Annotated in this window: 20 protein-coding genes; 8 read left to right on the top strand and 12 right to left on the bottom strand. The window is 65.7% G+C overall.

Features of this window, described 5'->3' with window-relative positions; genetic code table 11:
• Window positions 1-37: 37 nt before the first annotated feature.
• Genes AC1DDA_RS01475 through AC1DDA_RS01460 form a run of 4 tightly spaced genes read right to left on the bottom strand, consistent with a single transcriptional unit; the run spans window position 38 to window position 3,279 of the window.
• Window positions 38-814 (bottom strand): 2'-5' RNA ligase family protein, encoded by a 777-nt coding sequence (locus tag AC1DDA_RS01475; RefSeq protein ID WP_476794343.1) that lies wholly within the window; start codon window positions 812-814, stop codon window positions 38-40.
• Window positions 807-2,033, bottom strand: a complete 1,227-nt coding sequence (locus AC1DDA_RS01470; protein ID WP_476794342.1) for a GNAT family N-acetyltransferase — start codon at window positions 2,031-2,033, stop codon at window positions 807-809. The genes AC1DDA_RS01475 and AC1DDA_RS01470 overlap by 8 nt, the downstream gene beginning before the upstream one ends.
• Window positions 2,030-2,806, bottom strand: a complete 777-nt coding sequence (locus tag AC1DDA_RS01465; protein ID WP_476794341.1) for a glycerophosphodiester phosphodiesterase family protein — start codon at window positions 2,804-2,806, stop codon at window positions 2,030-2,032. The genes AC1DDA_RS01470 and AC1DDA_RS01465 overlap by 4 nt, the downstream gene beginning before the upstream one ends.
• Window positions 2,806-3,279 (bottom strand): RidA family protein, encoded by a 474-nt coding sequence (locus AC1DDA_RS01460; protein ID WP_441511378.1) that lies wholly within the window; start codon window positions 3,277-3,279, stop codon window positions 2,806-2,808. The genes AC1DDA_RS01465 and AC1DDA_RS01460 overlap by 1 nt, the downstream gene beginning before the upstream one ends.
• A gap of 208 nt (window positions 3,280-3,487) precedes the next feature.
• Here AC1DDA_RS01460 and AC1DDA_RS01455 point away from each other — a divergent pair, with 208 nt between their 5' ends.
• Window positions 3,488-4,348 (top strand): cell envelope integrity EipB family protein, encoded by an 861-nt coding sequence (locus tag AC1DDA_RS01455; protein ID WP_476794340.1) that lies wholly within the window; start codon window positions 3,488-3,490, stop codon window positions 4,346-4,348.
• On the opposite strand, the gene AC1DDA_RS01450 is transcribed toward AC1DDA_RS01455, so the two are convergent.
• Together AC1DDA_RS01450 and AC1DDA_RS01445 are read right to left on the bottom strand one after the other, a co-directional pair.
• Entirely contained in the window at window positions 4,305-5,654 is a 1,350-nt protein-coding gene (locus tag AC1DDA_RS01450) for a DNA polymerase IV (protein WP_476794339.1), read from the bottom strand. The genes AC1DDA_RS01455 and AC1DDA_RS01450 overlap by 44 nt on opposite strands.
• Window positions 5,651-5,941 carry a DUF3572 domain-containing protein gene (locus tag AC1DDA_RS01445; RefSeq protein ID WP_441511381.1) on the bottom strand — a complete coding sequence of 97 codons (291 nt, stop codon included), beginning with the start codon at window positions 5,939-5,941 and terminating at the stop codon, window positions 5,651-5,653. The genes AC1DDA_RS01450 and AC1DDA_RS01445 overlap by 4 nt, the downstream gene beginning before the upstream one ends.
• Before the next feature lie 132 nt (window positions 5,942-6,073).
• Here AC1DDA_RS01445 and AC1DDA_RS01440 point away from each other — a divergent pair, with 132 nt between their 5' ends.
• Window positions 6,074-6,445 (top strand): response regulator, encoded by a 372-nt coding sequence (locus AC1DDA_RS01440; RefSeq protein ID WP_149133714.1) that lies wholly within the window; start codon window positions 6,074-6,076, stop codon window positions 6,443-6,445.
• Between the two features lie 9 nt (window positions 6,446-6,454).
• The gene (locus AC1DDA_RS01435) at window positions 6,455-7,831 is read left to right on the top strand and encodes a PleD family two-component system response regulator (protein ID WP_441511382.1); all 1,377 of its coding nucleotides are present in this window, start codon (window positions 6,455-6,457) and stop codon (window positions 7,829-7,831) included.
• A gap of 446 nt (window positions 7,832-8,277) precedes the next feature.
• On the opposite strand, the gene AC1DDA_RS01430 is transcribed toward AC1DDA_RS01435, so the two are convergent.
• The 6 genes from AC1DDA_RS01430 to rnr form a co-directional block, all read right to left on the bottom strand.
• The gene (locus AC1DDA_RS01430) at window positions 8,278-8,436 is read right to left on the bottom strand and encodes a hypothetical protein (RefSeq protein ID WP_441511383.1); all 159 of its coding nucleotides are present in this window, start codon (window positions 8,434-8,436) and stop codon (window positions 8,278-8,280) included.
• Between the two features lie 166 nt (window positions 8,437-8,602).
• The gene (locus tag AC1DDA_RS01425; RefSeq protein WP_476794338.1) at window positions 8,603-8,878 is read right to left on the bottom strand and encodes a hypothetical protein; all 276 of its coding nucleotides are present in this window, start codon (window positions 8,876-8,878) and stop codon (window positions 8,603-8,605) included.
• A gap of 354 nt (window positions 8,879-9,232) precedes the next feature.
• Window positions 9,233-9,400: a 50S ribosomal protein L33 gene (gene rpmG / locus AC1DDA_RS01420; protein ID WP_038367996.1), complete on the bottom strand. Its 168-nt coding sequence runs from the start codon at window positions 9,398-9,400 to the stop codon at window positions 9,233-9,235.
• Window positions 9,401-9,564: 164 nt separating this feature from the next.
• Complete coding sequence (locus AC1DDA_RS01415) at window positions 9,565-10,299, bottom strand: NUDIX hydrolase (RefSeq protein WP_476794337.1); 735 nt, start codon at window positions 10,297-10,299, stop codon at window positions 9,565-9,567.
• Entirely contained in the window at window positions 10,296-10,742 is a 447-nt protein-coding gene (locus AC1DDA_RS01410; protein ID WP_476794336.1) for a DUF983 domain-containing protein, read from the bottom strand. The genes AC1DDA_RS01415 and AC1DDA_RS01410 overlap by 4 nt, the downstream gene beginning before the upstream one ends.
• Window positions 10,742-13,057, bottom strand: a complete 2,316-nt coding sequence (gene rnr / locus AC1DDA_RS01405) for a ribonuclease R (protein ID WP_476794335.1) — start codon at window positions 13,055-13,057, stop codon at window positions 10,742-10,744. Before rnr ends, AC1DDA_RS01410 begins: the two co-directional genes overlap by 1 nt.
• A gap of 628 nt (window positions 13,058-13,685) precedes the next feature.
• Between rnr and urtA the strand changes: the two genes are divergently transcribed.
• The 5 genes from urtA (at window position 13,686) to urtE (ending at window position 19,405) form a co-directional block, all read left to right on the top strand.
• The gene (urtA, locus tag AC1DDA_RS01400; RefSeq protein WP_476794334.1) at window positions 13,686-14,975 is read left to right on the top strand and encodes an urea ABC transporter substrate-binding protein; all 1,290 of its coding nucleotides are present in this window, start codon (window positions 13,686-13,688) and stop codon (window positions 14,973-14,975) included.
• Between the two features lie 222 nt (window positions 14,976-15,197).
• Window positions 15,198-16,799, top strand: coding sequence for an urea ABC transporter permease subunit UrtB (gene urtB, locus AC1DDA_RS01395; RefSeq protein ID WP_476794333.1), 1,602 nt, complete (start codon window positions 15,198-15,200; stop codon window positions 16,797-16,799).
• Window positions 16,796-17,935, top strand: coding sequence for an urea ABC transporter permease subunit UrtC (urtC, locus tag AC1DDA_RS01390; RefSeq protein WP_476794332.1), 1,140 nt, complete (start codon window positions 16,796-16,798; stop codon window positions 17,933-17,935). The genes urtB and urtC overlap by 4 nt, the downstream gene beginning before the upstream one ends.
• A 5-nt stretch (window positions 17,936-17,940) precedes the next feature.
• Window positions 17,941-18,705: an urea ABC transporter ATP-binding protein UrtD gene (gene urtD / locus AC1DDA_RS01385; RefSeq protein ID WP_476794331.1), complete on the top strand. Its 765-nt coding sequence runs from the start codon at window positions 17,941-17,943 to the stop codon at window positions 18,703-18,705.
• 4 nt (window positions 18,706-18,709) lie between these two features.
• On the top strand, window positions 18,710-19,405 hold the full coding sequence (gene urtE, locus AC1DDA_RS01380) for an urea ABC transporter ATP-binding subunit UrtE (protein WP_476794330.1): 696 nt from the start codon (window positions 18,710-18,712) through the stop codon (window positions 19,403-19,405).
• Window positions 19,406-19,445 lie beyond the last annotated feature (40 nt).

The raw sequence follows: 19,445 nt of genomic DNA, 5'->3' as shown, positions 1-19,445 counted from the left end.
GAGGGCGTCAAGGCCGCGGAAGCTGATCTTGCCCGCGTCAGTCGCCCAGCGGCAAAGTCTCCTCGACGGCACCGTCGAGAACCAGGTCGTCGCCAGCGCTCATGAGCTGCAGCGCACTCGCCGTAAGGCGCAGCAGCGGTCGGTCCCACCAGCGCCCGACGATGTCGGCCAGCGCTGCCGTCTCGGCGGCATCGAGATCGTCCTTGAGATTGTACAGGCCGACGAGCCAGAGATCGCCCGGCGGGCGCCCGAAGGCGGCCTGCACCGCTTGCAGCATGTTCGCGCCGTTGCGCTTCTCGGGATAGGCGGCAAGATAGAGCCGGCCACGATTGACGTTGCCGGAGAACAATCCGCGCAGCTCGACGGCGAAGGGCTCGATCCGGCCGAGGGCATCGCGCGCAGCCGATGCGAACGTCGGCGGCTCCGCGATTCCGAGTGAGCCGCAGACCGTGGCGTGCAGCTTGTCGCGCCGCTTCGGCAGGATCTCCCAGGCGATCTTGCTGGCGAAAGGGGCGGTCCGGAGCTGTTCTTCCAAAGCGCGGAAGGCGAGCGATGCCTGCAGGGCGGCGTCATGAACCGGCAGCACCAGCGAAAACACACGCGGATGCCGGCCCATCTCATAGAACTTGCCTTCGCGCCGGGGGATCACGGCCGGATGCTCCGGAGCGACCAGCGGCAGATGCGCCAGCCTGTAGCTTTCATCCAGCCGGAGTGGCGCGGAGAAATCGGTGAGGCTGCGCCGATAGCCGAGCTCGGCATCCAGGCAGAAGATCGGCTGCCCGACCACCGCTACCGACGTCTCCATCTCAGTCATCATGCATTCCCGTCTTGCGGAACGGCGTTTCCGCTGCCAGCGCGGCCTGCGCGGCGGCGATCTGCTCGCGCTCCTGCGCCAGATAGGCTGCGACCGGCCGGCGTAAGCCCGGATCGGCGATATGGTGCAGCGAATGGGTGATCACCGGCCGATAGCCGCGCGCCAGCTTGTGCTCGCCCTGCGCGCCTGCCTCGACGCGGGCGAGCCCCTGCGCAATCGCGTAGTCGATGGCCTGATGGTAGCAGACCTCGAAATGCAGGAAGGGATGGTCCTCGATGCAGCCCCAGTTGCGGCCGTAGAGGGTGTTCCCGCCGCGGAAATTGATGGCGCCGGCGATGTAGCGGCCCGCCCGCTTCGCCATCATCAGCACGATGCGCTCGCCCATCGCCGCGCCGACGCGTGAGAAGAAGGCGCGGTTGAGATAGGGCCGGCCCCATTTGCGTGAGCCGGTATCCTGGTAGAAGGCGAAAAAATCGTCCCAGACCGCTTCGGTCAGCTCGCGGCCCGAGAGTGCCATGATCGTGATGCCGGCCGAGAGTGCCTCGCGCCGTTCGCGCTTCAGCGCCTTGCGCTTGCGCGACGCGAGTGTGGCCAGGAAGTCGTCATAGCTGCCGAAACCTTCGTTCTGCCAATGGAACTGCAGGTCGTCGCGCTCGAGATAGCCGGCCTGCCTCAGCGCGGCGATGTCAGGCTCCTGCGCGAAAGTGACATGGACCGAGGAGGACTGCGTCTGCGCCCGCAGCGCCTCCAGCMCCGCGATCAGCGTCTTCCGCGCTTCATCGGCGCGCGGCCCATCGGCAACAAGAAGGCGCGGCCCCGTTGCCGGGGTGAAGGGCGCCGCGACCTGGATCTTGGGGTAGTAGCGGCCGCCGGCGCGTTCATAGGCGTCTGCCCAGCCATGGTCGAAGACGTATTCGCCCTGGCTATGGCTCTTGAGGAAGCTCGGTGCGGCGGCGAGCAACTGGCCGGCGCTATCCTCGACAAGGAGATAGGCCGGCGACCAGCCGCTGCGCCCGCCGGTGCAGCCGCTCTCCTCCAGCGCCATCAGGAATTCATGGCTGACGAAGGGATTGTCCCGGTCGATGCCGCCTTTTGCATCGGCGGGGCAGGGCGCCAACACGGCGTGGGGATTGGCGCAAGCGTTCCACGCGCCTGCGGGAACGGCCTTGACGGAGGGCGCGATGCGAACGATCAGATCGTCGCTTTCGCCTTTGCTCAAGGACGAAAGCCCTCGAAGACCATCTGGTCCGCAAAGGCGGCAGCGCGCTGCCGCTCTTCCGGCGTGCGCACGGTCCAGCTCATGAGCGGCATCCCAAGCACGTTGCGGCACAGATAGGGCGCGGCGCTCTCCAGATCCGCGACCTTCCAGGAGAGGAAGTGCGGCCGGCTCTCGGTGAAATGCAGCAGATTGGCCAGCGCATGTTTCCGTTCCGGGGAGAGCTTGTCGTAATCCCCGTAATCATAGGCGTTCATCGCCACGATGCCGCGCGGAATCTCCGGCGCAATCTCGCGCAGAGCGGTCACGATCGCGGGATCGAAGGACTTGATCACGATCGGATGATCCCGGTAGCCGGCGACGACCTCGACCGTCCGGCGTGTCAGCGCCAGATCGCCGTCGAAGCGGCTCTTGATCTCGATGACAACAGGCACCCGCCCGCCGATCAGGTCGAGGAAGGCTGACAAGGTCGGGATGCGGTCGCCGCTGCCCTTGAGCGTGATGGCGGAGAGCGCCTCGGCCTTGCGATCGACGACGGCACCGCTCTCACCCGTCAGCCGGTCGAGCACGAAATCGTGGAACACGACCGCCTCGCCATCGGCGGTGAGCTGGACGTCGCATTCGATGCCGAAGCCGCCGGCGATGGCGGCCTGTGCCGCCGAGGGGCTGTTCTCGATGACGCCAGCAGCAAGATCATGCAGGCCGCGATGCGCGATCGGCCGCGCGACCAGCCAGCCCAGTTCGGGCCGGCCGGTAGTGTTGGAAGCCTGAGCCATCAGCGGATCTCGAACATCGCCTCGACCTCGACGGCGGCATCGGCCGGCAATTCGGCGACCCCCACGGTCGAGCGGGCATGGCGGCCGTTGTCGCCGAGCACTTCGACCATCAGATCGGAGGCGCCGTTCATGATCGCCGGCAGCGCCGCGAAATGCGGGGCGGCGTTGATGAAGCCGCCGAGACGCACGCAGCGCACGATCCGGCCGAGATCGCCATCGAGCGCCGCCTTGGCCTGGGCGAGAACGTTGATGGCGCAGAGTCGCGCCGCTTCGAGGCCGGCCTCGTTGAAGATTTCGGCGCCGAGCTTGCCCTTGTGCTTGTCGGAAAGCTTGCCGTCGAGCCCGAAGCAGATCTGCCCGGAGATGATCAGCAGATTGCCGGTGACGACATAGGGGACGTAGTTGGCGACGGGGGCGGCCGGGCTCGGCAGAGTAATTCCGAGTTCGGCGAGGCGCGATTCGACGACGTTCATGGGCACGGCTCCGCGAGCGAGGCAGGGTCTTTGCGACCGGTCTTGCGAGACTGGTCTTTCATGACCGAAGCCCGGACGGCCCGCAAGCATCGCGACATGTCCGGAGGGCAGGGGTGGTGCGGCGTCAGGAAGCGGGCTGTTTGCCATGTTTGCGCCATTGCCGCGTTGCACCTAGATTTCCAATGAGGACGGAACGGAAAAGCGGCGCATGAACCAAACAAGTCTGAGGCTCGTGGCCCATGCGGGCCCGATTGGCATCACAGCCCTGATGCTGGCCGCTGGGCCGGCCTGGGCGCAGGCAAAGGCCGCGCAGCCCGCGCTTGACCGCGTAGTGCTCGCGCCGCATCGCGCGGTCTATGATCTCGTTCTCGACAATGCCAAGGCATCCGGCAACATCGAGACGGCCAAGGGCCGCATCGCCTTCGAGTTCACCGGCGACGCCTGTGAGGGCTATGCCCTGTCCTTCCGGCAGGTCACCCAGCTCGGCACCGAGGCGGGCCCGCGGGTCATCGACGCCCGCACCACCAGCTTCGAGGCGGGCGATGGAGCGAGCTATCGCTTCAAGACCGAAAGCTCCTCCGGCGGCGCCGCGCCCGAGACCGTCGACGGCACTGCGGAAAAGAGTGGCGGCGGCTATGAGGTGAAACTGCGCCAGCCCAACGCCGAAACCCATCGCGACGGCGCCGATGCGCTGTTTCCGAACGCCCAGATGAAGGCCGTCATCCAGGCCGCGCGCACTGGCCAGCACACCCTCAATGTGCGGCTCTACGACGGCGCCAATTCAGGCAAGGAGGTCTACGACACGCTCTCGGTCATCGGGAAGCGGATCGAAAGCGAGCCCTCCGAAAAGCCGCTGCAGCGCCCTGAATTCGAGAAGATGGCGCGCTGGCCGGTGACGATCTCCTATTTCAAGGTTGGTTCGGGCGAGTCGACGCCCTCCTACACGATCTCCTTCGAGCTCTATGAGAACGGGGTCACCGGCGCGATCAAGCTCGACTATGGCAGCTTCGCGTTGCGCGGCACGCTCACCCGTCTGGATCTTCTTCCTCAGGAAGCTTGCGCGAAGTAGCCGGCTCGGACGATCGGCGCTGCGGAAGCCTGAGGCCCAGCCCCTTGCCGATCGCCTCATCGCCGAAGCGGGCGCGCAGCTTGTCGAGCGCGCCCTCCATCGCCTTCAGGCGCGGTGTCGCCGTATCGGCAAGGTCGCCATGATCGGCCTCTTCCGGCGGGCTGAAATCGCTCGTGCCGATGCCGATCAGCCGGTAGCGCGGGCCGTTGCATTCGCGCTTCAGCAGGTCGCGCCCGACGGTGAAGAGCCGGGCGGCGAGCTGCGTGGGCTCGGGCAGCCGCGTGGCGCGGGTGATGCTGTGGAAGTCTGCCGTCTTCAGCTTCAGCGTGATGGTCCGGCCGGCGAGTTCCTGTGCCTTCAGCCGCTTCGAGGTCTTCTCGCAGAGCCGCCACAGAATCGGCTCCAGCTCATCGAAGCCTGAGAGATCGACGTCCAGCGTCGTTTCGCTCGAGACGCTCTTGGTTTCGCGCTCGGGCGTGACCTTGCGCGGATCGATGCCGTTAGCGAGATTCTTGAGGCGCGGGCCGTCCTTGCCCGCGATGCGGAAGAGCTTTTCGGCCGCAGCCTCGCGCAGGTCGCCGACAAGCTTGAGGCCGCCTTCCGCGAGCTTCGCGACGCTTGCCGGCCCCATGCCGGGGATAAGGCTGACCGGCTTGTCGGCGAGGAAGGCGACCGCTTCGCCACGGCCGATGATCGAGAAGCCCCGCGGCTTGTCGAGGTCGGACGCGACCTTCGCCAGGAATTTGGCATAGGACAGCCCGACCGAGATGGTGATGCCGAGCTCTGCCTCGATGCGCTTGGCGAAGCGTGCGAGCGTCATGGCCGGGCTGGCGTGATGAAGGCGCTCCGTGCCCGCGAGATCGAGAAAGGCTTCGTCGATCGAGAGCGGCTCGACCAGCGGCGTCAGCTCGCGCATCAACTGCCGGACTTCGCGCCCGACCGAGACGTACTTCGCCATGTTCGGCTTGACGACGACCGCCTCTGGGCAGGCCTTCAGCGCCTTGAACATCGGCATGGCCGAGCGCACCCCATAGGTGCGCGCGATGTAGCAGCATGTCGAGACCACGCCGCGCTTGCCGCCGCCGACGATGACCGGCTTGTCCTGCAGGGTCGGATCGTCGCGCTTCTCGATCGTCGCGTAGAAGGCGTCGCAGTCGATATGGGCGAGGCTCAGGGCATCGCGCTCGGCATGCCTGATCAGGCGCGGCGAACCGCAAGCCGGGCAGCGCCGGAGCGGCCCCGCCGCCTCGTGATCCGCCAGGCAATCGCGGCACAGGCTGCGCAGCGAGAGGGGACTCGTGATCAAGGGAAGTCGTCCGGCTCCGGCCCGGCGAGCAGACGGCGTGCCTCCCCGATAATTTCCGGATTCAGCCTTAAATTTTCGGCAAACTCGAGCAGGAGCGAATCGCTTCCCGCAATATGGTCGAGCACGGCCGCAAGGAAACCCGGTTCGCTCGCCGCGGAACGCAGATTGGCCGGGCCGAGACCGGTCGTGCTGAGGAAAGGCTCGATCCGTTCCGGTTCTGCGGCCAGGAAGCCGAGGGCGCGCAATGCCAGCGTCTCTGCATCCTCGGTGGTCAGTCTTGGTGCCATGGCCTGGGAGTCGCGTATCCGGTTTGCGTTTCGTCAACTGCTCGCGTGTTAGAGACTATCATCGAACGACGCCGCCATTTTGGAAAGACCGCTGGCTGCCGGCGGACATCCCTGGCGCGATTGAAGGGCGGCCTGATGAAGACGGTTCTCATCGTCGAAGACAACGAGCTCAACATGAAGCTCTTCAACGATCTTCTCGAAGCGCATGGCTATGCGACCTTGAAGACGTCGGATGGCATCGAAGCTATCGAGCTGGCGCGGACTCACCATCCGGCGCTGATCCTGATGGACATCCAGCTTCCGGAGGTCTCCGGGCTCGAGGTCACCAAATGGATCAAGGAGGACGACGACCTCAAGGCGATCCCCGTGGTGGCCGTCACGGCCTTCGCGATGAAGGGCGACGAGGAGCGGATCCGCGAGGGCGGCTGCGAGGCCTATCTCTCCAAGCCCATCTCGGTTGCGAAGTTCCTGGAGACCGTCCGCGCTTATGCCGGCGCCGCCTAAGAGCGATCCATGACTGCCCGCGTCCTCGTCGTCGATGACATCGCCGCCAATGTGAAACTGCTCGAGGCCAAGCTTTCGGCCGAGTATTTCGGCGTGGTGACGGCGTTGAACGGCGCGGATGCGATTGCGACCTGCGAGCGCGGCGAGGCGGACATCGTCCTGCTCGACGTCATGATGCCGGGCATGAACGGTTTCGAGGTCTGCCGCTATCTGAAGGGCACGCCGGCGACCGCGCATATTCCGGTCGTCATGGTCACCGCGCTGGACCAGCCGCGCGACCGCCTGGAGGGGCTTGATGCCGGCGCCGACGACTTCCTGACCAAGCCGCTCGACGATGCCGCGCTTTTCGCCCGGGTGCGGAGCCTGGCACGGTTGAAGGAGATGACGGACGAGCTGCGCGGCCGTGCCGTTGCTTCGGTCCGGCTCGGCATGGCCGATCCGCTGGCCGCCGCGGCCGCCGAAACCGGGCTCAATGGCCGCATCCTGCTGGTCGAGGACCGGCCCAGCGTGGTCGAGCGGCTTCAGAGCGCGCTCTCGGCCTTCCATGTCGTCGAGGTCGAGAAAGATGCCCAGCAGGCGGCGCAGCGGGCTGCCGATGGCGACTTCGACAGCGTCATCATCAGCCTCGACCTGCAAGATCAGGACGGCTTGCGCCTGTGCAGTCAGCTGCGCTCGCTGGAGCGTACGCGCAATATCTCCGTGCTGCTGATGGGGGAGGCCGAGGACCGTGCCCGCATCCTGCGCGGCCTCGATATCGGCGCGCATGACTTCCTGCTCCGCCCGATCGACCGCAACGAACTGCTCGCCCGGGTTCGCACCCAGGTGCGCCGGAAGCGCTTCACCGAGCGGCTGCGCGACAGCGTGCAGTCGTCGATGGAGATGGCGGTGATGGATCAGCTCACGGGCCTGCACAATCGCCGCTTCATGACCAGCCGGCTCGCCATGATGTTCGACGAGTCGGCGCTGCGCGCGCGCGCGCTGTCGATCCTTCTGCTCGATGTCGATCACTTCAAGGCTGTCAACGACAGCTGGGGGCATGACGCCGGCGATGAGGTGCTGCGCGAGTTCGCGAACCGTGTCCGCGCATGCACCCGTGGTATCGATCTCGTTGCTCGGATGGGCGGCGAAGAGGTTGTCGTCGTCCTGCCAGATACCGGGCGCGATGCCGCCTGCCAGGTCGCGGAGCGTATTCGCGAGCGGGTCGAGAGTGAGCCTTTCGCGATCCAGAACGACACGCGCGATATCAGGGTCACGGTTTCGGTGGGCGTCGCGAACCGCCGCGCCGGGGACGCCTCTTCGGCCGACATCATGAAGCGCGCCGATGATGCCCTCTATCGGGCCAAGGCCGGTGGCCGCAATCGCGTCATCGCCGCGAGCGCCGCGTAACCGATCGATCTTTGCTCAAGCCAGGTTGATAGGCGTCGGGCCTCGCCTGGCAGGCCGTGGCCGGCTGCCGCTGGACAGCGGCAATCTGCGGTATCAGCGGACTTCCGGCCGATTGCTAAGGCAGTGCGTGAACAACAATCGGCAACGATCTGAAGTTGTTTTTGGAATTGCCGTAGAGTCAGCTTCGCCCGGCGGAAATTTAAGATTAGCCGGTAGGGTTAACGATCGATGAACGCAGGGGAATCGGTTGGATTTGATTGATTCGGATACGTTGCATTGTAAGGGTTGTTGCAACGCAGCGGTCCCGGTGATCGCTCCGGAACGCCCCTCGGGAGCTCGGGTCCGCCGCATCTCCTGGGTAACCGAAGGGCTCGGCCGGTCGGTGACGGAATTCTGGCCTCCTCAGAACCGCCGCCGGCCGGCCACCTTGTTTCTGGGCCGCCGCTTCAGCGTTGGAGATAGTCCGAGATCGCCGCCGGCAACCAGTACCCCGCAGCGCCGAAGGCCGCGAGCAAAGCCAGCACGCTTAGCGCTGCGCCGATGCGTGTCGTGAGGAAGCGCGAGGAATCAATCTCGACCAGCAGCTTCAGCAACTGTCGCACCATGCCGTTCGGTCCTCGCTATCCTGCAATCCCGGCTTCGATCCGGGCGACGGCGGAAGCGCAACAGGTGGGGGCTTTCCCGAAAGAGTCAATGACCCGGCAGCTGTGCCGCGATTGAGGGCGCTGAGATGCGCGCCGGCGGTTGCGCCGCAGCCGCGGGCCGCTGTGTTCAGCGGGGCTTCGGCGGAGTGTCTTGCCTGGCTGGTTCGGTCAGGCCGTGCCGGAGCGCAAGGGCCATGATTTCCCTGGCCGCGGCTTCCGGCATGACGGCATCCAGGACGATGTGGACAGCCTCCGGCGAATACCGCTTCGCCGAGAACTCGAAGCTCGACCGTGCGCTCCGCCGTGCCCGGGGATTCCACCCGCGGGAGATCAGGAGCGAATCCAATCGCTTGCCGAATTCGCTGAGCTCGAGATCCAGCCCGGCTTCAGAGAGTTCATCCATGTCGGGCTGCCTCCACTGGCGTCATGCAGCCTTCATGAGCGCGATTCTACCGAATAAATTCATTTACAAAACGTTAAAATTCTAGCTATTGCCCTACGGGAAACGGGGGCGGTGTAGCGTTATGGTCCAGGCCGTGTTGGTGGCCGTGCTGATGATCAGCACGGGCCTGTTGTCGTGGTTGATCGCTGATCGCACGCATCTGCCGCTTGAGCTTTAGCGGCACGCTTCACCGGCTGAGCAGGCAGAATGGCAGCAAAATTCGCTCAGCCAACAGAGATGTAGCCAAAAGTGCAGGCAACAAAAAACCGCCCGGAAGGGCGGTTTTGCGTTGGTCCAGACCAGTAGGGGCAAGCCTTACTTGATCTTGGTTTCCTTGAACTCGACGTGCTTGCGCGCGACCGGGTCGTACTTCTTCTTCGACATCTTCTCAGTCATCGTGCGCGAGTTTTTCTTCGTCACGTAAAAGAAGCCGGTGTCGGCGGTCGAAAGCAGCTTGATCTTGATCGTCACGGCCTTGGCCATGGGTCTATCCTCGAACCATGCGGGCCGCAAAGCCCTCGGAAAAGAAAATGGCCGGGCGAACCCGGCAAACCGTCGGCGTGGGAGATGCCGCAAAGGGCTGGGGAAGTCAAGAAAGAATAACGATCCGATGACGATCCTGTCGTTAAGGCGGGATTTCCGCTGATTCAGAGCTCCTCGCGCACGAAGCTGCCGCGCTTCTCCCAGTAGAACGGCACCGGCAGGTAGGGCGCGAAGCCGGCGGCGATGCGCGATTCGACCTCCTGCAGGATGACAGTGGTGATCGTCGGCAGGTCGAGCGCCTTCGCCTCCTCGAAATCGACCCAGACGAGATCGGTCAGTTCCGAATCCGGTCCGACGATGCCTTCGACCTTGCCGGCGACCGCTGCGGCGTCGACGGTGAAGAAGCGGGTGTCAAAGCGCTTCGGCCGACGCGGCGGCGTGATCGCGCGGGCGACGAAGGTGACGGCGGAGAGATCCGGAAACACGCCCTGAGCGGCGAAGTCGGTCCAGCTTCCGGCCGGCGGATTCTCCGGCGCTCCAAACTCGTTGGAGCCGAAGAGCAGTCCCGTCTCCTCGAAGGTCTCGCGGATTGCTGCGAGCGCCAGCGCCCGCGCCTTGCCGGCGCTTGGGCGCAGGCAGCGCTTGCCGAGCCGGTCCTCGCAGAGCTGCGGCACCGCGCCGGTCGCGACCATACGTCGGTCGCCGTCCTCGATGCGTCCGCCGGGAAAGACGTATTTGCCCGGCATGAACTTGTGGCCGGCGTGGCGCTTGCCCATCAGGACCTTCGGGCGCGCGCCGCTGCGGTCCAGGATCAGCATGGTCGCGGCGTCCTTCGGACGCAGATTGACCGTGGTGCGGACGCGCTCGGCCCGGGTCAGGGTGACGGTGTGGTCGGTCATGGGCGCGATCCGGATGGGGGCAGGGGCTGGCGTTCGGGCCGGTCGGGCTCGCCGCCGAAGCCGTGCAGGCGCACGGCCCATTGCAGCCCGACGACGCCGCCCTTCACAGGCTGCATCAGGGCGAGGGATAGGATCAGCGTCAATGCCGGCCAGAGCGCCATGTGCCACCACATCGGCCAGTCGCCGTACTTCTCGGCGAGCAGAATGCCGCCGACCACGATATGGCCAACGATGGTGATGACGATATAGGGCGGCAGGTCGTCGGCGCGCTGATGATGCAGTTCCTCACCGCAGGATTCACAGGCATCGACCGGCTTCAGGAAGGCGCGGAACAGCCCTCCGCGGCCGCAATGCGGGCAGCGGCCCTTCAGCCCACGCGCCACGGCTTCCCGCCAGTCGCGGGTTTCGACATGCGTTTCCGCGCTGTGGATCTGGACGCTCATCACCGCCTCTTGCCAGGCTTGGCCCGGCCCGGCTTGGCCCTCTTGCCGAAGCTCGTCGGCCGGCTTTCCCCATATGGCGCGCCGCCGCGGCGCTTGCCAGCGCGGCCCGTCGCCACAGTCCTGCCGGCCGAGAGCAGCTCGAAGCGCAATGCGCCAGCGACGGGCGCGGCCTCGACCAGCTTGACATGCACCTTGTCGCCGAGGCGCCAGCTTTCGCCGGTGCGCTCGCCGATTAGGGCATGGGCAGCCTCGTCATAGCGGTAATAGTCGCCTCCGAGCGTGGAGGCGGGGATGAAGCCGTCCGCTCCGGTATCGTTGAGCTTCACGAAGAGCCCCGCGCGATTCACCCCGCCGACCCGCCCGTCGAAGCTCGCGCCGATCTGATCGGCGAGGAAGTGCGCGATCAGTCGGTCGGTCGTCTCGCGCTCGGCTGCCATGGCGCGGCGCTCGGCGGCGGAGATGCGGGTCGCGATCTCGCGCAGTTCGGCGAGCGTCGTATTCTTCGGCAGGCCGTCATCGCCGAGCTTGAGCGCGGTGACGAGCGCACGGTGGACGATCAGATCGGCATAGCGGCGGATCGGCGAGGTGAAATGCGCGTAGCGGCGCAGATTAAGGCCGAAATGCCCGTAATTCTCGGCGACATATTCTGCCTGGGCCTGCGTGCGCAGCACCACCTCGTTGATCAGCGTCTCGTTCTCCGAGCCCTTGATCATCGCCAGGATGCGGTTGAACAGCACGGGCCTGAGCGCCCCGTCCTTCGGCAGCTTGATGCCGATCGAGGCCAGCACCTCGCCTAGCGCGCGCATCTTCTCGAGCGACGGCTCGTCATGGCAGCGATAGACCAGCAGGCTCCCGGCCTTCTCCAGCGTCTCGGCCGCCGCGACATTGGCGAGGATCATGAATTCCTCGATCAGCTTATGGGCGGCCAGCCGCTCCGGCACGATCACGCGCTCGACCGCGCCGTCGGGCTTCAGGATCAGCTTGCGCTCAGGCAAATCGAGATCGAGCGGCTGGCGCTGGTCGCGGGCGCGAGCCGCCACGCCATAAGCCGCCCAGAGCGGCATCAGCACGCTCTCGCGGATCGGCCCGGTCTTCTCGTCCGGCTTGCCGTCGATCGCGCTTTGAGCCTGCTGGTAGGAGAGCTTGGCGGCCGAGCGCATCAGCACGCGGTGGAAGGAGTGGCTCTTCTTCGACCCATCGGATTTGAGCACGAGCCGGACCGCCATGGCCGGCCGGTCCTCGTTCTCGCGAAGCGAACACAGATCGTTCGAGATCCGTTCCGGCAGCATCGGCACGACGCGATCGGGGAAATAAACCGAATTGCCGCGCTCCAGCGCCTCGCGATCGAGGGCCGAACCCGGCCGGACATAGGCCGCGACGTCGGCGATGGCGACGGTGACGACGAAGCCGCCGGCATTGGCCGGGTCCTCGTCGGGCGCCGCATGGACAGCGTCGTCATGGTCCTTGGCGTCGGCAGGGTCGATCGTGATGAGCGGCAGATCGCGCCAGTCCTCGCGCCCCTTCAGCGTCGCGGTCGGTGCGTCCGCCGCTTCCTGGAGGGTGGCCGGCGGGAATTCATGCGGGATGCCATGGGCGTGGATCGCGATCAGGCTCACGGCGCGCTCGGACTTGATCGAGCCCAGCCGCTCGCGCACATGCGCCTCGGGCGGGCCGAAGCGGCTCTCGCGGCGCAGCGAAACCGAGACGAGGTCGCCATCTTCAGCCTCGGCCGTGCGGCCCTTGGGGATGATCGCCTCGCGCCCCTGTGCCTTCTTGTCGATCGGCACCAGCCGGCCCGAGCCGTCGGGCAGGGCGCGGAAGATGCCGAGCACGGCGGCCTTGGCCTTGCCCATGATCTTGAGCACGCGGCCGGAATAAGCGAAGTCCGCGACGCCCCTCAGGCGGGTCAGCTTGAGGATGACCTGATCGCCGACGCCAGGGGCGGGGGCCGCCGCGTGCGGCTTCCGTCGTCCCTCGCGGACGCGCTCGACCAGGATTTGCGGCGGTGCGCCGCTTTCCGCCTCGTCCCATTCGAGCGGCTGGGCGACGAGGTCGCCCTCGCGGTCGCGGCGCTTGATCTCGGACAGCAGCACAGGCGGCAGCGCGCCGCGCGGATGCACCGGGCGCTCCTTGCCGTCTCCGCCGATCTCGCCTTCCTGGGCAAGTTCCTTCAGCAGCCGCTTCAGCCAGATCTTGCCGCCCTGGTCCAGCCCGAAGGCCTTGGCGATCTCGCGGCGGCCGACCTCGCGGCCGGCGGCGCGCTCCTCCTCGATGAAGTCGAGGATCGCCTCGCGGCTCGGTTCAGGAACGGACAATGCTGGTACTCGACGGGTAAAGGCTGGGAAAGTAGGTCACCCCGCCTGTCTGCCACGCCTTGTGGGCTCGCGCCAGCATTCGCGAGATCAAAAGAAGAAGGGCCGCCCTTTCGGACAGCCCTTCCATTGTCGAACCGCGATCCAGCGAGCCGGATCAAAGGTGCGAAAACTCACGCGGAACACGAACCCCGGGAAGAAGAGGTCCAGGTCCACCCGCTTTGCACCAGCGGCTGATGACAATGAGACACTGGATCACCTCCTTTCAGTTGTTACCGACGAAGATGAGGCTAAGTCGATTCTCCTGTGCTCGTAAATGCCAAAAAAAACGCTGTGCTCCGTTAAAACCCGTGTCTGTCGATGAAATTTCAGGCATATGCTGCGATGCACAAACATGCGCCACGTGATTTGATGACGGAATGGGCAGATTTCTCCCGTTGAGTTCGATGATTGCGTTGAGTGGTCGTGCTTTCGCAGGAAATGCCGCCAAAGCCTCGTTACGGACAGAGATTTGCGCCTGGTCGCAAAGCCCGTCGGCGCTTGGCACGGCCCTTGCGAAAGCTGCCTCCGGGCCAGGGAGGCCTGCCGGCGTCGAGGGGCGCCGCCAACAAACATCCTTCGGGAGATGTCCGTGAACAGCAATCGTCGCGAATTCCTCGGCACGGCTTTGGCCGGCGCCGCTTTCCTCGGGTCCTCCTATCTGCCGGCGGCGGCGCAGCAGGAGACCATCAAGGTCGGCATCCTTCATTCGCTCTCGGGCACGATGGCCATCTCCGAGACGACGTTGAAGGACGTCATGCTGATGCTCATCGAGGAGCAGAACAAGAAGGGCGGTCTGCTGGGCAAGAAGCTCGAGGCCGTCGTCGTCGATCCCGCCTCGAACTGGCCGCTCTTCGCCGAGAAGGCGCGCGAACTGATCACCAAGGACAAGGTCGCGGCCACCTTCGGCTGCTGGACCTCGGTCTCGCGCAAGTCGGTGCTGCCGGTCTTCAAGGAGCTCAACAACATCCTGTTCTACCCCGTCCAGTACGAGGGCGAGGAGAGCGAGCGCAACGTATTCTATACGGGCGCCGCGCCGAACCAGCAGGCGATCCCCGCCGTCGACTATCTCGCCAAGGAGGAGAAGGTCGAGCGCTGGGTGCTCGCCGGCACCGACTATGTCTACCCGCGCACGACCAACAAGATCCTCGAGGCGTATCTGAAGTCTAAGGGCGTGAAGCCCGAGGATATCATGATCAACTACACGCCCTTCGGCCACTCCGACTGGCAGACCATCGTCTCCGACATCAAGAAGTTCGGCTCGGCCGGCAAGAAGACGGCGGTGGTCTCGACCATCAACGGCGACGCCAACGTGCCGTTCTACAAGGAGCTCGGCAACCAGGGCATCAAGGCGACCGACATCCCGGTCGTCGCCTTCTCGGTCGGCGAGGAGGAGCTTGCCGGCATCGATACGAAGCCGCTGCTCGGCCATCTCGCAGCCTGGAACTATTTCCAGTCGATCAAGACGCCCGAGAACGACGCTTTCATCAAGCAGTGGCAGGCCTTCACCAAGAATCCGAAGCGCGTCACCAACGACCCGATGGAAGCGCATTACGTCGGCTTCAACATGTGGGTGAAGGCGGTGGAGAAGGCCAAGAGCACCGATCCGGACAAGGTCATCGACGCGCTGCCCGGCATCGAGGCGCCGAACCTGACCGGCGGCATCTCCAAGATGCTCCCGAACCACCACATCACCAAGCCGGTCTTCATCGGCGAGATCAAGGAAGACGGCCAGTTCGACGTGGTCTGGAAGACCAGCGGCCTCGTGCCGGGCGACGCCTGGTCGAAGGAACTCGACGGCTCGAAGGACCTCGTCGGCGACTGGGTCGAGAAGAAATGCGGCAACTTCAACGTCAAGACCGGCAAGTGCGGCGGCGTCTGAGATCATGAGGGGGAAGGGCGGCACGGGAAAAAATCCCGGCCGCCCTTCATTCACCCGCTCACAGGCGACCCGTTTCAGATCGAGCCCTCATCCTGAGGAGCGAGCAAGGCTCGCGTCTCGAAGGATGGTCCAGAGCGCGCTGGAGCCATCCTTCGAGACGCCTCTGCGTAGCTCCTCAGGATGAGGACTGAGATTGAACCAAGCGTGAGACGAACCGGCCCGATGCTCATCTTCCATCGCCTGAAGCACGCGATCATCATCCTCGTGGCGCTCCTCGCCGCTTCGGTCTCTTCCTTCGCGCAGACGGCCGACGAAGCCTTCACGCGGCTCGCAGCCGACAGCTATTCGGATACCTCCCGCGCGATCGAAATCCTCGTTTCGACGGCCCATCCGCATGCGTCGCTGATCATCGAGGCGCTCGGCGACGGGCGGCTGCTCGCCGGGGCGGGCGGTGTCGTGGTGAAGACAGCTGCGGGCGGCTTGGTCGACGCCCGGACCGGGCAGGCGCTCACCGCAGCGCCCGCAGGACTGAAGACGGTGCGCCTCAACAACAGCGTGCGCCGTGCCGTGCAGGCCGCGCTCGGTGGCTTGAGCCTGATCAATCCCGATCCGGGCAAGCGCATCTCAGCGGCGGAGGCCGTCTTCAAGTCGCGCGATGCGGGCCTCTTGCCGATCGTCGAGGCCGCAATCGGCAAGGAGACCGATCCGCGCGCGCTCGCCGCCTTGCGACAGGCCCAGGCCGCGATCCTGATCGCCAAGCCCGATGCCCAGCCGCTGGACCGGGTCGCGGCTGTCGAGGTGCTGCGCGAACGCGGCGATCAGGATGCGCTGGCGGCGCTGCGCGGTCTCTCCGGCGAGATCACGCCGACGCTCCGTGATGCGCAGAGCAGGGCGGTCGCCGCCATCGAGGGCCGGCTGAAGCTATGGGCCGTCGCACAGAACCTCTGGTACGGCCTCTCGCTCGGCTCGGTGCTGCTGCTTGCGGCCATCGGTCTCGCCATCACCTTCGGCGTGATGGGTGTCATCAACATGGCCCATGGCGAGATGGTCATGCTCGGCGCCTACACCACCTTCGTGGTGCAGGAACTGATCCGCACGAACGCGCCTTGGCTCTTCGATTGGTCGCTGGCGATCGCGCTGCCGGCCGCCTTCATCGTCGCCGGGGCGGTCGGCATCGCCATCGAGCGCGGCGTCATCCGCTTCCTCTATGGCCGGCCACTGGAGACGCTGCTGGCGACCTGGGGCATCAGCCTGATGCTGCAGCAGGCGGTCCGCACCGCCTTCGGCCCGACCAATCGCGAGGTCGGCGCGCCCGCCTTCATGTCGGGCGCCTTCGAACTCGGTGGTCTGGCGATCACCTACAACCGGCTCTGGATCATCGTCTTCGCGGCGCTGGTCTTCGCGGCACTCCTCGCCATCCTCAAGCTGACGCCGATGGGCCTGCAGATGCGCGCCGTCACCCAGAACCGGCGCATGGCCTCGGCGATGGGCATCCGCACCGGCCGCATCGACGCGCTGACCTTCGGGCTGGGCTCGGGCGTCGCTGGCCTTGCGGGCGTTGCGCTCTCGCAGATCGACAATGTCAGTCCGAACCTCGGCCAGAGCTACATTATCGACAGCTTCATGGTCGTGGTCTTCGGCGGCGTCGGCAATCTCTGGGGCACGCTGGTCGGCGCGATGACGCTCGGCGTCGCCAACAAGCTGCTCGAGCCCTATGCCGGCGCCGTGCTCGGCAAGATCGCGCTGCTGGTCTGCATCATTCTCTTCATCCAGAAGCGACCGCGCGGCCTGTTCGCGCTGAAGGGCCGGGCGGTGGAAGCATGATCACCCGCTTCCTCCTCCAGAACATGGACAAACGTGCCGGAATCTTCCTGGCGATCCTGCTCGGTCTCGGCGTGCTCGTGCCGCTGGCGAACCTGCTGCTGCCGGCAAGCTCGCCCTTCCACGTCCCGACCTCGACCATGTCGCTCTGGGGCAAATATCTCTGCTACGCGCTGCTGGCGGTCTCGCTCGATCTCGTCTGGGGCTATTGCGGCATCCTCAGCCTCGGCCACGGCGCCTTCTTCGCGCTCGGCGGCTACGCCATGGGCATGTATCTGATGCGCCAGATCGGCACCCGCGGCGTCTATGGCAATCCGATCCTGCCCGACTTCATGGTCTTCCTGAACTGGCAGGAACTGCCCTGGTATTGGTGGGGCTTCTCCTTCTTCCCCTTCGCCATGCTGATGGTGCTGCTGGTTCCCGGCCTGCTCGCCTTCGTCTTCGGCTGGTTTGCCTTCCGCTCGCGCGTCACCGGCGTCTATCTCTCGATCATCACCCAGGCGCTGACCTATGCGCTGCTGCTCGCCTTCTTCCGCAACGATATGGGCTTCGGCGGCAATAACGGCCTGACCGATTTCAAGGACATCCTCGGCTTCAACGTCCAGGCGCAAGGGACCAGAGCCGCCCTGTTTTCCATGACCTGCGTGATGCTGGCGGCGGGCTTCCTGATCGCGCGTGGCATCGTCGTCTCGAAGCTCGGCAAGGTGGTGATTGCGATCCGCGATGCGGAATCCCGCACGCGCTTCCTCGGCTACCGGGTGGATCGCTTCAAGCTCTTCGTCTTCACCGTCTCGGCCTGCATGGCCGGCGTGGCCGGCGCGCTCTACGTGCCACAGGTCGGCATCATCAACCCCAGTGAATTCGCCCCAGCCAACTCGATCGAGACCGTGATCTGGGTCGCGGTCGGCGGGCGCGGCACGCTGGTCGGCGCGGCGCTCGGCGCGGTCGTGGTGAACTGGGCGAAGACGGTCTTCACCTCCGGCTTTATGGCGCCGTACTGGCTCTTCGCGCTCGGCGGGCTCTTCGTCGTCGTCACGCTCTTCCTGCCCAAGGGCATTCTGGGCACGGCCGAGGCCCTGTGGGCGCGTCGCCGGAAGCCCGAAGCGACGCCGGCCGCCGAGCCGGCACCGGCGGAGTGAAGGCGATGAACGCTCCCGTGCCCGGCGCCCTGACCTCTTCGCTGCTTTATCTCGACGGCGTCAGCGTCTCGTTCGACGGCTTCAAGGCCATCCGCAATCTCTCGCTGACGATCGAGCCCGGCGAGATGCGCGCCATCATCGGCCCCAACGGCGCCGGCAAGACCACGATGATGGACATCATCACCGGCAAGACGAAGCCCGATGTGGGCACGGTGATGTTCGCCGGCACCGTCGATCTCACCCGTCTCGACGAAGCCGCGATCGCCAATCTCGGCATCGGCCGCAAGTTCCAGAAGCCGACGGTCTTCGACTTCCACACCATCGAGGACAACATCCTGCTGGCGCTGAAATCGAAGCGCACGGTCGGCAGGACGCTGTTCTGGAAGACCGAGGCCTCCCAGCAGAAGCGGATCGACGACATCCTCGGCATCGTGAAGCTGGCCGACAAGCGCGACCGGCTGGCCGGCTCGCTCTCGCATGGCCAGAAGCAATGGCTCGAGATCGGCATGCTGCTGGCGCAGGACCCCAAGCTCCTGCTCGTCGACGAGCCCGCCGCCGGCATGACCGACGGCGAGACCGCCCAGACGGCCGTGCTGCTCAAGGAGATCGCCAGGGATCATTCGGTGATCGTGGTCGAGCACGACATGGGCTTCATCCGCGAGCTCGGCGTGAAGGTCACGGTGCTGCACGAGGGCTCGGTGCTGGCGGAAGGTCCGCTCGATCAGGTCAGCGCCAATGAGCGCGTCGTCGAAGTGTATCTGGGGCGATGATTCGATGCTGACCGTCGACGCCATCAACCTGCATTACGGCGCCGCGCAGGCCCTGCGCCATGTCTCGATCGCCGCGGAGCCCGGCAAGGTCACCTGTGTGATGGGGCGCAACGGCGTCGGCAAGACCTCGCTGATGCGCGCCATCGTCGGCCATCAGCCGATCTCGGCAGGCCATATTCGCTTCGACGGAGAGGAGATTTCCGGGCTGCGCAGCGAAGAGCGCGCGCGCGCCGGCATCGCCTATGTGCCGCAGGGGCGGGAGATCTTCCCGCTGCTGACGGTGAAGGAGAATCTGGAGACGGGCTTTGCGCCGCTGAAGCGCAGGGATCGCTACGTCCCGGATGAACTCTTCGACCTATTCCCCGTGCTGAAGTCGATGCTCGGCCGGCGCGGCGGAGACCTCTCGGGTGGCCAGCAGCAGCAGCTCGCAATCGCGCGGGCGCTGGTGACCCGACCCAGGCTGCTGGTGCTGGACGAGCCGACCGAGGGCATCCAGCCCTCGATCATCAAGGATATCGGCCGCGCCATCGACTATCTCCGCCAGAAGGGCGGCATGGCGATCGTGCTCGTCGAGCAGTATTTCGACTTCGCCCGCGACCTCGCCGACACGATGTTCGTGATGGATCGCGGCGAGGTCGTGCTCTCCGGACCGATGGACACGCTCGACGGCAATCAGGTGCAGCGGCTGATCCAGGTGTGAGGGCAGGACGCGCTGACCGGGAGCCAGCGGGTCCTACTGA

Source organism: Allobosea sp. 10N428, from assembly GCF_056394545.1.
The sequence above is the reverse complement of the archived record's forward strand: the minus strand, read 5'-3'. Positions and strand labels throughout refer to the sequence as shown.